This window comes from Anoxybacillus amylolyticus (genome assembly GCF_001634285.1).
GTDB classification, from domain to species: Bacteria; Bacillota; Bacilli; order Bacillales; family Anoxybacillaceae; genus Anoxybacteroides; species Anoxybacteroides amylolyticum.
The window spans coordinates 2,258,260-2,273,985 of record NZ_CP015438.1 but is presented as its reverse complement, the minus strand read 5'-3'; the positions used below and the strand labels follow the sequence as shown (position 1 = coordinate 2,273,985).

13 protein-coding genes and 2 pseudogenes are annotated in these 15,726 nt (G+C 42.9%); 14 read left to right on the top strand and 1 reads right to left on the bottom strand.

Translation table 11 applies throughout. The annotated features are described in order from the left end of the window. Positions 1–119: 119 nt before the first annotated feature. The 11 genes and pseudogenes from GFC30_RS11505 to mglC all read left to right on the top strand — a co-directional run bounded on the left by GFC30_RS11505 (position 120) and on the right by mglC (position 10,964). A complete protein-coding gene (locus tag GFC30_RS11505) occupies positions 120–794 on the top strand; it encodes a response regulator transcription factor (RefSeq protein WP_066327359.1) in 675 nt (224 codons plus the stop codon). Then, the gene (locus GFC30_RS11500) at positions 791–2,209 is read left to right on the top strand and encodes a HAMP domain-containing sensor histidine kinase (protein WP_066325658.1); all 1,419 of its coding nucleotides are present in this window, start codon (positions 791–793) and stop codon (positions 2,207–2,209) included. Before GFC30_RS11505 ends, GFC30_RS11500 begins: the two co-directional genes overlap by 4 nt. A 6-nt stretch (positions 2,210–2,215) precedes the next feature. Continuing rightward, entirely contained in the window at positions 2,216–2,371 is a 156-nt protein-coding gene (locus tag GFC30_RS17220; RefSeq protein ID WP_169807005.1) for a hypothetical protein, read from the top strand. 39 nt (positions 2,372–2,410) lie between these two features. Beyond that, positions 2,411–2,941 (top strand): glycerol-3-phosphate responsive antiterminator, encoded by a 531-nt coding sequence (locus GFC30_RS11495; protein ID WP_066327357.1) that lies wholly within the window; start codon positions 2,411–2,413, stop codon positions 2,939–2,941. A 157-nt stretch (positions 2,942–3,098) separates the two neighbouring features. Next, positions 3,099–4,730 (top strand): glycerol-3-phosphate dehydrogenase/oxidase, encoded by a 1,632-nt coding sequence (locus tag GFC30_RS11490; protein ID WP_066325655.1) that lies wholly within the window; start codon positions 3,099–3,101, stop codon positions 4,728–4,730. Positions 4,731–4,994: 264 nt separating this feature from the next. Next, positions 4,995–5,366, top strand: a pseudogene (tnpA, locus tag GFC30_RS11485) (IS200/IS605 family transposase). 5 nt (positions 5,367–5,371) lie between these two features. Continuing rightward, the gene (tnpB, locus tag GFC30_RS11480) at positions 5,372–6,505 is read left to right on the top strand and encodes an IS200/IS605 family element RNA-guided endonuclease TnpB (protein WP_066325652.1); all 1,134 of its coding nucleotides are present in this window, start codon (positions 5,372–5,374) and stop codon (positions 6,503–6,505) included. A gap of 77 nt (positions 6,506–6,582) precedes the next feature. Then, positions 6,583–6,742, top strand: a pseudogene (locus tag GFC30_RS17810) (GH36 C-terminal domain-containing protein); the annotation flags it as partial. A 461-nt stretch (positions 6,743–7,203) separates the two neighbouring features. Then, a complete protein-coding gene (mglB, locus tag GFC30_RS11475; RefSeq protein ID WP_066325650.1) occupies positions 7,204–8,262 on the top strand; it encodes a galactose/glucose ABC transporter substrate-binding protein MglB in 1,059 nt (352 codons plus the stop codon). A gap of 163 nt (positions 8,263–8,425) precedes the next feature. After that, entirely contained in the window at positions 8,426–9,931 is a 1,506-nt protein-coding gene (mglA, locus tag GFC30_RS11470) for a galactose/methyl galactoside ABC transporter ATP-binding protein MglA (RefSeq protein ID WP_066325648.1), read from the top strand. 13 nt (positions 9,932–9,944) lie between these two features. Next, positions 9,945–10,964 carry a galactose/methyl galactoside ABC transporter permease MglC gene (mglC, locus tag GFC30_RS11465; RefSeq protein WP_066325647.1) on the top strand — a complete coding sequence of 340 codons (1,020 nt, stop codon included), beginning with the start codon at positions 9,945–9,947 and terminating at the stop codon, positions 10,962–10,964. Positions 10,965–11,080: 116 nt separating this feature from the next. On the opposite strand, the gene GFC30_RS11460 is transcribed toward mglC, so the two are convergent. Further along, positions 11,081–11,863, bottom strand: coding sequence for an EcsC family protein (locus GFC30_RS11460; RefSeq protein WP_066325645.1), 783 nt, complete (start codon positions 11,861–11,863; stop codon positions 11,081–11,083). 152 nt (positions 11,864–12,015) lie between these two features. Between GFC30_RS11460 and GFC30_RS11455 the strand changes: the two genes are divergently transcribed. Genes GFC30_RS11455 through galT form a run of 3 tightly spaced genes read left to right on the top strand, consistent with a single transcriptional unit; the run spans position 12,016 to position 15,724 of the window. Next, the gene (locus GFC30_RS11455) at positions 12,016–13,203 is read left to right on the top strand and encodes a galactokinase (RefSeq protein ID WP_066325643.1); all 1,188 of its coding nucleotides are present in this window, start codon (positions 12,016–12,018) and stop codon (positions 13,201–13,203) included. Next, positions 13,200–14,192: a UDP-glucose 4-epimerase GalE gene (gene galE / locus GFC30_RS11450; RefSeq protein WP_066325641.1), complete on the top strand. Its 993-nt coding sequence runs from the start codon at positions 13,200–13,202 to the stop codon at positions 14,190–14,192. Before GFC30_RS11455 ends, galE begins: the two co-directional genes overlap by 4 nt. Further along, positions 14,189–15,724, top strand: coding sequence for a UDP-glucose--hexose-1-phosphate uridylyltransferase (galT, locus tag GFC30_RS11445; RefSeq protein WP_238583505.1), 1,536 nt, complete (start codon positions 14,189–14,191; stop codon positions 15,722–15,724). The genes galE and galT overlap by 4 nt, the downstream gene beginning before the upstream one ends. Positions 15,725–15,726: the final 2 nt, after the last annotated feature.

Sequence of the window (15,726 nt, the reverse complement as noted above, 5' to 3'; positions counted from 1 at the left end):
AAACCGTACTAATTTAACCGCTAGAGGTTATTTGACAAAAGACGGACAGTTAGTTTTTGCTAATCGCTTGAGGCGGTTGGCATTTCTTTTTGGTATGATAAGGGGTAGGAGGGATTTTGGTGAATAAGCGAATTTTAATTATTGAAGATGAAGCAAATTTAGCGCGATTTATCGAATTAGATTTATCACATGAAGGATATGAAGTGCGCGTATGCCATGACGGCAGAGAAGGGTTAGAGCTGGCACTCGCAGAAGAGTGGGGGCTTGTGTTGTTAGATTTAATGTTGCCAAGTTTAAACGGCATGGAAGTATGCCGTCGATTGCGGGCGGTAAAAAAAACCCCAGTTATTATGATTACCGCACGGGACAGCGTCTTCGATCGCGTCATGGGGCTAGATAGCGGTGCGGACGACTATATTGTCAAACCGTTTGCGATTGAGGAACTATTAGCTCGCATTCGCGCATTGTTTCGCCGCGTCCATCCATCGATGGATCAAGAATATTTAACGTTTAAAGATCTTGTTGTCGATGTAAAAGCACGCGTTGTGAAAAAAGACGGGCAAACGATTGAGTTAACGAAGCGGGAATACGATTTGCTCGTGACGTTTTTGCAAAATGTGGATATCGTCTTAACAAGAGATGCGTTGCTCAATAAAGTATGGGGATTTGATACGGAAGTAGAAACGAACGTAGTAGACGTGTACGTTCGTTATTTGCGCCATAAATTAGACGAAACAGACAAAGAGCGTTATATTCAGACCGTGCGCGGAGCGGGATATGTGATGCGGTCATGAAACTTTTTCGTTTAGAAAACGTCTCATTAAAATGGAAGCTCACCGTTCTTTCGGCGGCAGTGATTTTTATCGTTTATTTTTTGTTTACGTGGTTGCAATACGAAACGGTGAAGCATTGGCTGTTGAACGGTGAAGAAAAAGCGATAGAAAAAACAGTTGAAGAAATTGAAACTTATTATGGAGAGAAACGTAATTTATCTTGGGACGATATTCGTCAAAGCAAACCGTTGCTCGAAAAGCTAAATGAAAAATATCAAGCGATCCGTATTTTAGACGAAAAAGGAAATGTGGTCGTATCCGTTTCTAACCATGTTTCCGTTTCGCTTTTCCCAGCAGGAAAACCGGAAAAATTAGAAGTGAATTACCATTTAGTAGACGATGAGCGCTCAGTTATTTTACGTAAGCCGTTACATGTTTCGCGGATAAACGGAACGATTGAAGTTGTCCGCCACCTTGTGAAGTTCCAACAAATGATTAATACGATTTTTTTTATTATGACGTTCATCGGAATGGTGGCAATGTTCATGAGCGCGTCGTTCGGACGATTTATCGCCAACCATTTCGTTGGGCGTCTGCAAGCGGTCACAAACACGATGCGCAACATTAAAAAGAACGGATTTGAAGAACGCATCGACGTTCCGGCTGCGAATGATGAAATGTCGCAGCTAATGGCAATGTTTAATGAGATGATGGATGAAATTGAACATTCATTTCGTCAGCAAAAGCAGTTTATCGAAGATGCTTCACACGAATTGCGGACGCCAATTGCCATTTTAGAAGGCCATCTTTCGCTGTTAAAGCGATGGGGAAAACACAACCCCGAGATTTTGGAGGAATCGCTAGAAGCAGCGGTGCAAGAAGTATATCGCTTAAAAAAGCTTGTGCTTGAGCTTTTAGATTTATCTCATGCGGAAGCGCTTGCGATCCCGTTGGAATTCCAGCCGACTGCTCCGAAAGAAGCTGCGGAGCAAATTATTAAAAACTTCCGCGTTCTTCATCCAAGTTTTCGGTTTTCTATTATTGATGAGGTAGGAGAGAAGGTGCTTGTACGGATCGCGAAGCATCATCTTGAGCAGCTGCTGCTAATTTTACTGGATAATGCGGTCAAATATTCTCAGCACGAAAAAGAAATCATAATCCGACTGAAAGAGGAAGGAAAATACGTATCGATTTCTGTTCGTGACAAAGGAATCGGGATACCGCGTGACGAATTAGAAAAAGTGTTTTTACGGTTTTATCGAGTGGATAAAGCGAGGAGTCGCGAGAAAGGCGGAGTAGGGCTTGGGCTTGCCATTGCAAAAGAAATTGTCGATAAATACGGCGGCCAAATTGTGATGGAAAGCGAGGTCGGAGTAGGGACAACAGTAGAGCTGTTTCTTCCGAAAGCGAAAAGTAAAGATATCGAAGAAAGGTGAGAAGAGATGGAAGAGCATTTGCATAGCAATCGACAAAAGAAGGAAATTCAGCACGTCATTGAGAAATTTCAAAAGCGGGGGATTAAAATAAGCGCTTGCAAGCCGAGGGCGTTGCTTACGACATGCACAGTGGCGGCAGAAGCGGCGAAAAATCATGAGTAAGGGGCGATTTTTTTGAATTCGCAAAAAATCATTCCTGCAATGAAAACGATGAAAGATTTTGAAGTGTTTTTGCGAAGTCCATACGACGTTGGGGTATTGCTTGAATTGCATCTTTCGCAGCTAAAAAGCGTGTTTCACTATGCGCGCCAATGTGAGAAAAAGCTACTGCTTCATGCCGATTTAATCCAAGGGCTGAGCCATGATGAGTATGCTACGGAATATTTGTGCCAAGAATTTAAGCCATATGGGTTAATTTCGACAAGGGGAAGTGTGATTATAAAAGCAAAGCAAAAAAAGGTGTTAGCCATTCAGCGCATTTTCCTATTAGATTCGCACGCGCTTGAAAAAAGTTACCAGTTGATTGAGAAAACAAATCCGGACTTTATTGAAGTGATGCCAGGGGCGATGCCGCATGTCATTCAAGAAGTAAAAGAGCGGACAGGCCTCTCGATTTTGGCAGGCGGGCTTGTGCGGACGGTTGATGATGTGGAGCAGGCGTTCTTAGCTGGAGCGACCGCAGTTACGACGTCAAACAAAGCGCTATGGGAACATTATGCGGCGGTGCGCTAACGATTTTTTCGCTAGCCAAATGAGGGGATTTTCGTTATAATAAAAGCAAGTTAATACCATGTCAGGAGATTAGGAGAGACCATGCATACATGATAAGCAAAGGCTTGTCGTGTTTGTTGTGGTCTCTTTTTGCTTTTAAAAAGGGGGAGGAGAAACGATGAAACGTCCGATCATGTTAGAAAAAATGGGCAGAGAATATTACGATGTGCTTATTATTGGTGGTGGGATTACGGGATGTGGCATTGCGTTGGATGCAGCAACGCGCGGGTTGAAAACGGCGTTAGTGGAAATGCAAGATTTCGCAGCAGGGACATCGAGCCGTTCGACGAAACTGGTGCATGGAGGGCTTCGTTATTTGAAGCAATTCGAGGTGAAAATGGTCGCCGAAGTTGGAAAAGAGCGGGCGATTGTGTACGAAAACGGTCCGCATGTAACGACGCCGGAGTGGATGTTGTTGCCGATTTATAAAGACGGGACGTTTGGCAAATGGAGCACATCGGTTGGACTATGGGTGTACGACCATTTAGCGGGAGTAAAACGAAGTGAGCGCCGGACGATGTTAAATAAGGAGGAAACGCTACAAAAAGAACCGCTGTTGAAACAAGACGCGCTTATTGGCGGCGGATACTATGTCGAATACCGAACCGACGATGCCCGCTTAACGATCGAAGTGTTGAAAAAAGCGGTCGAGTGCGGTGCAGACGTCGCAAATTACGTCAAAGCAGAAGCGTTTGTGTACGAAAACGGACGCGTCGTCGGGGCGCGCTGCCGCGATGAACTTACTGGTCAAACGTACACGGTTCGAGCGAAAAAGGTGATTAACGCAGCAGGGCCATGGGTCGATGATTTGCGGGAAAAAGACGGTTCGAAACATGGGAAAATGTTAAAAATTACAAAAGGCGTTCATATTGTCATCGACCAAAACCATTTTCCGTTGAAACAAGCTGTATATTTCGACACACCGGACGGACGGATGGTGTTTGCCATTCCGCGCGATGGGAAAACGTATGTCGGCACGACCGATACGTTTTACGACGGCGATCTTGCACATCCAATAATGACAGCCGAAGACCGCAACTATTTGCTGCAAGCGATTCATTATATGTTTCCGTCGGTGCGGGTGACGGCAGGACATATTGAATCAAGCTGGGCGGGAGTGCGGCCGCTTATTTACGAAGAGGGAAAAAATCCATCGGAAATTTCCCGGAAAGATGAAATTTGGCAATCTCCTTCAGGGCTTGTGACAATTGCGGGTGGAAAGCTAACCGGATACCGAAAAATGGCAGAAACGGTCGTTGATTTGGTCGCCAAACAGTTGGATAAAGAAGAAGGATTGGCGTTCCGTCCTTGCCAAACGAAGCATTTGCCGATTTCCGGCGGCGATGTCGGTGGTTCCGCCGAATTGCCTGCGTTTATTGCGCAAAAAGCGGAAGAAGCGACGCGCTACGGCTTTACGAAAGCAGAAGGAGAACGCTTGGCGAAACAATACGGAACGAACGTTGACCGCTTATTTGCATTAAGCAAGGATTATGAAGAAAACTGCGGGCTTTCGCGCGACGTGTTTGCGACGCTTTTATACGCCATTGAAGATGAAATGGCCGTCAAACCTTCTGATTACTTCATCCGCCGCACCGGCGCTCTTTTGTTTAACATTCAATGGGTGCGGACATGGAAAGACGCCGTCATTCGCTTTATGGCCGAGCATTTGCAATGGACGGAGGAGCTGACGCGGGAGTATACAGAAGAACTAGAAACAGCGTTGAAAGAGGCAGTGGGACACATAAATTAAGGCGTTTTAAACGACTCGGTTGTCTAGACGAATCTAGGCAACCGAATTTATTTTATGAATTAGCCGAGAACACTCGTGACTTTAGTCATGAGATGAATCGGCTTTGGACAAGGCGTGTCTTTTGACACGTCAATTTCCCGACATATATTAACTTATCAATTAACAAAAACACTGATATTTAGCGGTGATGAATTAAAAAATATTTAACATATGTTATCCTATGGTTGAGGTGGATAACATGGCAGAAGTCAAACATGAGAGAGAATATGCTCTATCCAATACCATATTGTATGGTATGTGAAATATCGCCATAAAGTATTACTTGGTGATATAGACACAAGATGAAAAGAGATACTGAATCAGATGGCCACAGATAATGGGTTCACGATTTCAGAAATTGAAAGTGATGGTGACCACGTCCATCTCTTGATTGATTGCAATCCGCAACATTCCATTCCGAATATCATCAAAGCGTTAAAAGGTGTTTCCGCAAGGTTGCTATTTAAAGAGTTCCCGCAGTTAAAAAAGAAGCTATGGGGAGGGAATATTTGGAATCCTTCTTATTTTGTGGCAACCGTAAGAGAACACATGGAAGCGCAACTACGACAATATATTCAAAATCAGAAAGTGAGGTGAAATCAATGTTAGTAAATAAAGCGTACAAATTCCGTATCTATCCAACCAAAGAGCAAGAAATCTTAATCGCTAAAACAATTGGTTGTTCTCGTTTTGTGTTCAATCATTTCTTGGTGAAGTGGAATGAAACATATAAAGAAACAGGCAAAGGATTGACTTACAACGCTTGTTCCTCACTATTAACTCAATTAAAGAAAGAATTAACTTGTCTAAAAGAAGTGGACAGTATCGCTTTACAAAGTTCGCTTCGTCATTTAGCGGATGCGTTTGACCGCTACCTCAAAAAGCAAAATAATAAACCGCGATTCAAGTCTAAAAAGAATAACGTTCAATCGTATACAACTAAATACACAAATGGAAATATTGTTGTGCTTGATAAACACATCAAGCTACCAAAACTTGGTCTTGTTCGTTTTGCAAAATCAAGAGAAGTAGAAGGACGTATTTTGAACGCTACGATGAGACGCAATCCTTCCGGTAAATACTTTGTTTCGTTGTTAGTAGAAACAGACGTACAACCATTGCCGAAAACAAACAAAGAAGTTGGTATCGATGTTGGGCGAAAGGATTTCGCTATTCTTTCTGATAATACAAGATACGAAAATCCAAAGTGGTTTCGTAAACTTGAAGAAAAATTAGCGAAAGCACATCGTATTCTTTCCAGACGTGTAAAAGGTTCTTCAAACTGGAATAAGCAACGAGTGAAGGTTGCTCGAATCCATGAACGCATTGCAAATGCCCGAACAGATTACTTGCAAAAGATTTCAACGCATATTGTCAAAAACCACGACATCATTGCGATGGAAGATTTGCAAGTGTCTAACATGATGAAGAACCACCAACTTGCGAAAGCGATTAGCGAAGTATCTTGGTATCCATTCAGAACCATGCTTGAGTATAAAGCAAAGTGGTATGGACGTACTGTCGTTGTTGTAGGTAAAACATTTGCTTCCTCTCAGCTTTGTTCGTGTTGTGGATACCAAAGCAAAGAGGTTAAAAATCTTAACTTGCGACAATGGGAATGTCCTTCTTGCCATAGCAAATGGGATAGAGACATAAACGCAAGTTTGAATATTCTTGCCGAAGGCAAAAGACTACTATCTGCATCATCGCAGGAACCGCAGGGACTGCGGGGATAGCTTGGTGGTACATCATGTACTAATTCTGTTCGGTAGAACAGACTACCCAAGAATCTCGTGGCTTTAGCCATGAGAGGTTCAAACGGCTGAAAGGGCTAAAATCCGAATAAACAGTACGAAATCATTGGTACCGGGGAAGTGTATGGCGGAGATGAACTGATGTATGTGGGGCTCAATGTGCCAGAACGCCATGGCGATTTCGTTAGCGTAGTATGGAGGCTTAGAAGCGTTGATTAACCATTAATAATTGGCGAGATTTTTTCCTATTATTTGTGGAGGCGTCTAAAAAATAAAACCGGTGTCTCATTCGGCACCGGTTTCTAATTGAGCAATTTTCTCCAACACTCTCCTTTTTCGATACAGCATTTTCCCTGCTTCGGCGATTTTATTAAACATGGCGCAAGGTGCGGCTGCTTTGTTTGAGGGATGGAAGCTCAAAAAACACTAAGTATAGTTAAAAGGTGTAAATATTTCTAAAAAAGCATTGATAACGTAATAGTTTTTTGTTATATTCTACTTAAAAGTTTAAGTAAAAATTAACTTAATGGGAGGGGGTGACTATAAAGGTTTTCGGGATTTTTTATACGAATCTTATGTTTTGTTGGATAACGAGTTTTCGGGACTGTCTTTTATAGCATCTTTTATGTAAGGGCTTACATAAACAAGGTGCAATTATGTAAAGTGAAGGGGGACTTAATATGTTTAAAAACAAAAAAGGATTGATTTTATCTTTGACAGTTGCCTCTAGCATTCTGCTAGCTACGGGATGCAGTAGTACAACGAATGACGCTAAAAATACAAATAGTGATAATGCCCTTCCTACAGTTGGAGCAACCATTTACAAATTTGATGACAACTTTATGTCATATGTACGTCGTGCGATGGAGGAAACGGCAAAAGGAAAAATAAACCTTATGTTGAACGACTCGCAAAACGACCAAGCGAAACAAATTGAGCAAATCGATACGTTAATAGCGAAAGGCGCAAAAGCATTAGCGATTAACTTAGTAGATCCAAAAGCTGCCCAAACCGTGATTGACAAGGCGAAAGCTAAAAATATTCCCGTTATCTTCTTTAACAAAGAGCCAGATGCCAATGTATTAGCTAGTTATGATAAAGCATATTATGTAGGAACAAATTCAGCAGAGTCAGGTATTATTCAAGGGGAATTAATTGCTAAGGCATGGGAAGCGAATAAAGATAAATATGACAAAAACAAGGATGGGAAAATTCAATACGTACTGTTGAAAGGGGAACCGGGACACCCTGATGCCGAAGCACGTACAAAATATTCCATCGAAACGATTAAACAAAAAGGTATTCAAGTGGAAGAGTTAGCAATGGATACTGCTATGTGGGACGCGACAAAGGCAACGGAAAAAATGGATGCTTGGATTTCTAAGTTTAATGACAAGATAGAATTTGTTATTTGTAATAATGACGCTATGGCACTTGGTGCGATCGCTTCGCTTGAAAAAGCAGGGTATTTTAATGGGGATAAATTTGTTCCGGTAGTTGGTGTTGATGCCATTCCAGAAGCGCTTGAAATGATCGAAAAAGGAAAGATGATTGGTACTGTATTGAATGATGCGAAAAATCAAGGAAAGGCAACTATTGAACTCGCGACAAACGCAGCGAAAGGGAAAGATGTATTGGAAGGAACGGAATGGAAATTAGATAAAACAAAAGCCGTTCGTGTACCTTATGTTGGAATTACAAAAGATAATATCCAAGTAGGTAAAGATGCTTATAAATAAGATATGTTAATTAGAGATAGCGCCTTAGTGTAGTAGAATTCATGATGACTAAGGCGCTATCTCAATAGAAATTTCCAAAGTTCGGCATACAATGCTATTTCGGTACGAAGACCATTTTAAAATAAGTCCTATTTTTAACACGGTTTGTCTAGGAGGTTTAAGAATGGCATCATCTAGCGCTGCTTATATATTGGAAATGAAAAATATAACAAAGAGATTTCCAGGAGTAATTGCTCTACAAAACGTTTCGTTGAAAGTTAAACCTGGGACAGTTCATGCATTAATGGGTGAAAATGGTGCGGGTAAATCTACTTTAATGAAATGTTTATTTGGGATTTATTCGATGGATGAAGGTCAAATTTTGTTTGATGGAAAAGAAGTAGCATTCGAAAATTCGAAACAAGCGCTAGAAAATGGGGTTTCCATGGTACACCAAGAGCTTAACCAAGTACGTCAACGGAGTGTGATGGATAATATTTGGTTAGGTCGTTACCCGAAAAAAGGCGTTTTCATAGATGAAAAGAAAATGTATGACAGCACGCTAGAAATTTTTAAAAGCCTTGATATCCATATTGATCCACGCAGAAGGGTCAGCACTCTATCTGTTTCTGAGATGCAGATGGTGGAAATCGCTAAAGCGGTTTCTTATCAATCGAAAGTCATTGTGATGGACGAGCCAACATCGTCGCTTACAGAAAAAGAAGTAGAGCATTTGTTTAACATTATCCACAGATTAAAAAAAGACAATATTGGTATTATTTACATCTCCCATAAAATGGAAGAAATCTTAAAAATATCTGATGAAGTTACAATTATGAGGGATGGTCAATATATTACTACGAAAAGTGCTAAGGAGTTAACGACAGATGAAATTATTAGACTTATGGTAGGAAGAGATTTGTCGCAACGGTTTCCTTCGAAAACAAATAAACCAGGGGATGTAATTTTAAAGGTAACGAATTTGACAGCGGAAACACAACCCTCTTTTTCTAATGTCAGTTTTGAATTAAGAAAAGGGGAAATTTTAGGTATTGCGGGATTAGTTGGATCAAAGCGTACAGAGTTGCTTGAATCGCTATTCGGGCTGAGAGCCATTCAATCCGGTACAATCGAACTTCATGGCCGAGTCATTAAAAACAACTCTCCACAAGAGGCAATTAAAAATGGGTTTGCGCTTGTGACGGAAGAAAGAAGGACAACAGGCATATACCCTGACCTTAGTGTCGGATTTAACTCGATAATCGCGAATCTCCGCCAATATCGGACAAAAGGGTTGTTTGTATCTGATCGTAAGGCGTCTAGTGATACAAAATGGGTTATCGATGCAATGAAAGTAAAAACTCCTTCGCAAAAAACACCGATCCGGAGTTTATCGGGCGGAAATCAACAAAAAGTGATCATTGGAAGGTGGTTACTGACAAAACCGGAAATTTTATTGTTAGACGAGCCAACACGCGGCATTGATGTGGGGGCAAAATTTGAAATTTATCAGTTAATTAACAAGTTGGCCGAAGAAGGAAAAGGGATTATTATGGTTTCTTCAGAAATGCCGGAATTACTAGGGGTTACTGACCGGATTTTAGTGATGAGCAACGGACGAGCAGCCGGGATCGTCGATACTGCTGCAACATCTCAAGAAGAGATCATGCGATTATCAGCGATGTACTAGGGAGGATGAGGAGATGGTTCGAGAGATAAAAAACTCAACAGTGATGAAGTGGTTTGTAGACAATGTTATATATGTAGTGCTATTACTCCTTGTCGCAGGAATAGTAATCATATCTCCTGATTTTTTATCAATTACTAACTTAATCAATATATTAAGTCAATCTTCTTCGCGCATCATCATTGCACTTGGAGTAGCAGGGATTTTGATTACAGCGGGTACGGATTTGTCGGCAGGGAGAATGGTGGGGCTTGCCGCAGTCGTTTCTGCTTCGCTTTTGCAAGCAACAGACTATGCTTACAAAATGTACCCTAATTTACCTGAATTACCGCTGTTTATTCCAATTTTAATTGCAATGATAATTACGGGGCTGTTAGGTGCTTTAAATGGTGTGATTGTATCTAAATTCCATGTACCACCATTTATTGCTACATTAGGGATGATGATTGGTGTATATGGCATTACCTCGATCTATTTTGATCGTCCACCTTATGGAGCGCAACCGATTGGAGGATTAAATCAGAGCTTTACGACCTTTGCTCAACGCGGTATTCCTGTTGGGCAGTATGAAATTCCGTACCTTATTATTTATGCAATAGTTATATCTGTTATCATATGGGTCATTTGGAATAAGACCGAGCTCGGGAAAAATATGTATGCAATTGGCGGGAACCCTGAAGCTGCAAAAGTTTCTGGTGTAAATGTTACCAAAAACCTTATTATTATTTACACGATTGCAGGTCTTCTCTACGGCTTTTCTGGCACGTTGGAAGCGGGACGGGTAGGCAGTGCTACTAACAATACTGGGAATATGTACGAGTTAGATGCCATCGCAGCTTGTGTAGTGGGGGGCGTGTCGTTATCTGGAGGAATTGGGACAGTATCCGGAGTGATTGCGGGGGTTCTGATTTTTCAAATTATCAACTATGGCTTAGCTTTTCTAGGGGTAAGTCCTTATATTCAATTTATTGTAAAAGGTTTAATTATCATCGTTGCAGTCGCATTTGACATGCGGAAGCATGCTAAGAAAAAATGATTAAGGGTGTGTCATTGTCGATAGACTAGAAACGGTAGATGTTGAGATCGGGAAAAAGCGGGCGGGGAAAATTGGATTCCCCGCTATTTTATAATTGTTTTCATTATGATTAAAAATTACATAATTGTTTCGAGTTGCTTCATTTTCTCCAACACTCTCCTTTTTCGATACAGCATTTTCCCTGCTTCGGCGATGTCTTCGATAAACATTTTGTTAAACATGGCGCCGAAAACAATGCCGACGATTGGCACGAGTTGGAATAGTTTTTTCCAGCCGAATTGGTCGCGGAACGTCATAATGACTTCGCGCCAGCCTTGTAGCTGGGAGAACACTTGTTGATGGTCGTTTGAAAACGACGTGAGCTGCTCGAGAATCGCTTTTTTGCCGACGATGTCACTTGAAACAAACTGAAGGCATTTCACGATGAAAATGCGTTCTTTTTTTTCTTTCGGGTCATAGCCGTAAGCAATGGCGATTTCTTGTAATGTTTTTAACGCCAAGCCAAGCATGGCTGGGATATCGATCGCGAGTGTAAACAGCCCGCCCACGCCGGTTGTTGCTCCTTGGTATTGGGCAAACGTAATACGCGATTCGACTAATTCATCGCAAACACGATCCATCGTTTCTAGCGGAAGATGAGCGACTTGTTCAATAGAGGCGGCAGGGAATTTTTCCAACATTTTTGCTTCGTTCACTAAATATTGCCCGCCGCTTTGCATGTAGCTGCCAAGTTCGTCGAGAAGTTGCCCGAGTTTCTTATGCACGATTGGAGGTGTCAACTTATCCAATACTTTAAACGGAAGCCGCCCGATTTTTTCCCAAAACCATAAATCTTTTTGGTCGCGCTCCCATTGCTCGATTTTTTTCAATTCTTGTTCTAACGATTGCTTCGTTTTCATGGCACAGGCCCCCTTTATACATAACGTGGGTGAATTTGCTAGTTGTTATACGTTTGTCAGAAAAAAATGTTTCAACATAGAAAAATCGCTTGTGATTAACTAAAAAATTTACTAAAATATTTACTATAAAAGTAGTTTAGGAGGAAAGACAAATGATCGAACAGCTAAAGACGGATTTTATGGCATGGTTTGGAGGGGGAAGGGAAGAAATTCGCACCTTCTTCGCCCCCGGTCGCGTGAATTTGATCGGGGAGCATACGGACTACAACGGTGGGCATGTGTTACCGTGTGCATTGCAAATCGGCACATATGCATTGGTGAGAAAAACGGGAAGCGCAGACGTTCGATTGTATTCTCAAAATTTACCTGAAAAAGGAGTGATTACCGTACCGCTAGCAGATTTATCGTATAACGACGAGCACGGCTGGGCGAACTATCCGAAAGGAATTATCGCAGCGTTTCAAGCGTCAGGGGTTATCATCGACAGCGGCTTTGATGTGCTATATTACGGAAATATTCCGAACGGAGCAGGGTTGTCGTCCTCTGCTTCGATTGAACTTGTCACAGCGGTCATGGTCAATGAACTGTTTCAAGCAAACTTCAGCATGCTTGAACTTGTGAAAATGAGCCAAACCGTAGAAAATAACTATATCGGTGTTAATTGCGGCATTATGGACCAGTTTGCTGTCGGAATGGGGAGGAAGAACCACGCGATTTTATTGAATTGCCAAACATTAACCTACCGTTATTTGCCACTTGCACTGAGCAATTGCTCAATTGTCATTGCCAATACGAACAAGCAGCGCGGGTTAGCAGATTCGGCGTATAACGAGCGGCGAGCGACGTGCGAAGCAGCGCTTGCTAAGTTACAGCAATACCTCCCAATTCGCTCGCTCGGCGATCTTACAAGCGAACAGTTTGCTCAATATGAGCACGTTCTTTCTCACGTGGAGAAAAAGCGAGCCCGCCATGCGGTGACGGAAAACGAACGGGTGATGAAAGCGGCAGAAGCGCTTGCGAAAGGAGAGTTGGCACGCTTTGCTTATTTGATGAAACAGTCCCACCTCTCTTTGCGCAATGACTACGAAGTGACAGGAGTAGAGCTTGATACGCTTGTGGAGGCAGCGTGGAAGCACGAAGGAACGATCGGTGCCCGGATGACCGGGGCTGGTTTTGGGGGGTGTACGGTGAACATAGTGAAAGACGAACATATCCTTTCGTTCATCGAGCAAGTCGGTCGAGAATATGCGCAAAAAATCGGCTATGAAGCAAGTTTTTATGTCGTAAAAATTGGCGATGGCGCAAAAGAACTAACAGAAAAAGAGGAGATGAGGTTATGATTCTTGTTTGCGGCGGTGCCGGCTACATTGGCAGCCATGCGGTACATCGCTTCATCGAAAAAGGGGAACGAGTTGTAGTCGTCGATAATTTGCAGACAGGGCATCGCGAGGCGATTCATCGAGAAGCGTTGTTTTATCAGGGGGATATTCGTGATCGCGCGTTTTTGCGCGGCGTATTCCAAAAGCATGACATCGACACGGTCGTTCATTTTGCAGCGAATTCCCTTGTCGGGGAAAGTATGGAAAAGCCGCTAGCCTACTATGACAACAACGTATATGGAACGCAAGTGTTGTTGGAAGTAATGAACGAATTTGGCGTGAAGCAAATCGTTTTCTCCTCAACTGCAGCGGTATACGGGGAACCGAAGCAAATTCCAATTGTTGAAACCGACCCGACCGCGCCCACGAACACGTATGGGGAAACGAAGCTCGCGATGGAAAAAATGATGAAATGGGTCGATCAAGCGTACGGCATTCGTTATATTTCTTTGCGCTATTTTAACGTCGCTGGTGCTTACGGTGCACATTTAGGGGAAGACCACGACCCAGAAACGCATGTCATTCCACTCATTTTAAAAGTGGCGCTCGGACAACGAAACGAGATTCATATTTTTGGGGATGATTACGATACCCATGACGGAACGTGCATCCGCGACTACATTCATGTCCTTGATTTAGTGGATGCCCATTGGCTTGCGGTCGAAAAGTTGAGAAGCGGGGCAAAAAGCGACGTATTTAACCTTGGCAATGGCAACGGGTTTACCGTCAAAGAAGTGATTGAAGCAGCACGCCGTGTCACTGGCCATGACATTCCGGCGCGAGTCGTCGAAAGACGTGCGGGAGACCCGGCTCGGCTTGTTGCTTCTTCGGAAAAAGCGAAGCGCGAACTCGATTGGAAGCCAACGTATACCACCATCGATGACATCGTCGCTTCTGCTTGGCAATGGCATCGAGCAAATCCGAACGGCTATCGAGGTGGGAAGCGGTGAACGTTTATTTGGCAATCGAACACTTAATTCAGTACGGGCTTACGCATGAACTCCTTCAAAAAGAAGACGTCATTTATACGCGTAATCGGCTGCTTGCGGCTTTACAGTTAGACGAGTGGCAACCTCCGGAGGGAGCGTCTAACTCCCTCCCTCTTCCTGCGATTTTGTCGTCTATGTTAGATTGGGCGTACGAGCGGGGGCTATTGCAGACGAACACGACGACGGAACGCGATATATGGGAAGCAAAACTAATGAATTGCTTAATGCCGCGTCCATCGGAAGTAATTCGCACCTTTTATGAACGGTATAAACGAGCACCAAAACAAGCGACCGATTGGTTTTATGCGCTCAGCCGTGCATCGAACTATATTCAAACCGACCGAATCGCCAAAAACGAACATTGGAAAGCCACAACAGAATATGGGGAAATGGATATTACAATTAATTTGGCAAAACCGGAAAAAGATCCAAAAGAAATCGCCAAATTAAAAGAAGCTCCTCCTTCTGTTTATCCGAAATGTGTTCTTTGTGCAGAAAACGAAGGGTATGAAGGAACGTGGCATCATCCAGCGCGTGCGAATCATCGCATCATTCCGTTATTGCTTCTTGATGAGCGGTGGTATTTTCAATATTCGCCGTACGTGTATTACAACGAACATTGCATCGTCTTTCATGCCGAGCACGTGCCGATGAAAACGGAACGAAAAACGTTTGAACGACTGCTTGATTTTATCGAAAAATTCCCGCATTATTTTATCGGTTCAAACGCCGATTTGCCGATCGTCGGCGGCTCAATTTTAGCGCACGACCATTTTCAAGGCGGTCGTTATACGTTTGCGATGGAGAAAGCAGAAATCGAGGAATATATATCGTTGCCGGCATTCCCGACGCTAACTGCCGGCATTGTCCGTTGGCCGATGTCGGTCATCCGCCTTCGCGGTCGAAAAGAGGAGGTGCTAGAAGCGTCGGATTTGCTTTATCGCACGTGGCAAACGTACAGCGATCCGAGTGTCGGAATTTATAACTATACTGGCGACACGCCACATAATACCGTTACGCCGATTGCGAGACGGCGCGGCGAATGGTTTGAAATGGATATCGTCTTGCGCAATAACCGAACATCGCCTGAGCATCCGTACGGTATTTTCCATCCTCATGAAGAATTGCATCATCTAAAAAAAGAAAACATCGGGCTAATTGAAGTCATGGGGCTAGCTGTATTGCCAGGAAGGCTTTCGGAAGAATTAAAAACATTAGCAACCTATCTCGTTCACAACGTAAGCAAAGACAAATGGGAAAAAACGATGCATAAACATTGGGATTGGTATGAACAAATGCGCGCCTCCTATCCTTCCATTCAAGAGGAGGACGTGTGGGACATTTTACGGACAGAGGTAGGGAAGCGCTTTATTACCGTACTCGAGCATGCGGGGGTATTCAAACGAACGAAAGAAGGCAAGCAGGCGTTTCGGCGGTTTTTGCAAACGTGTCAAAAAAATGCAGATAGTTTACCATCTGTTTATGAAAAATAGAG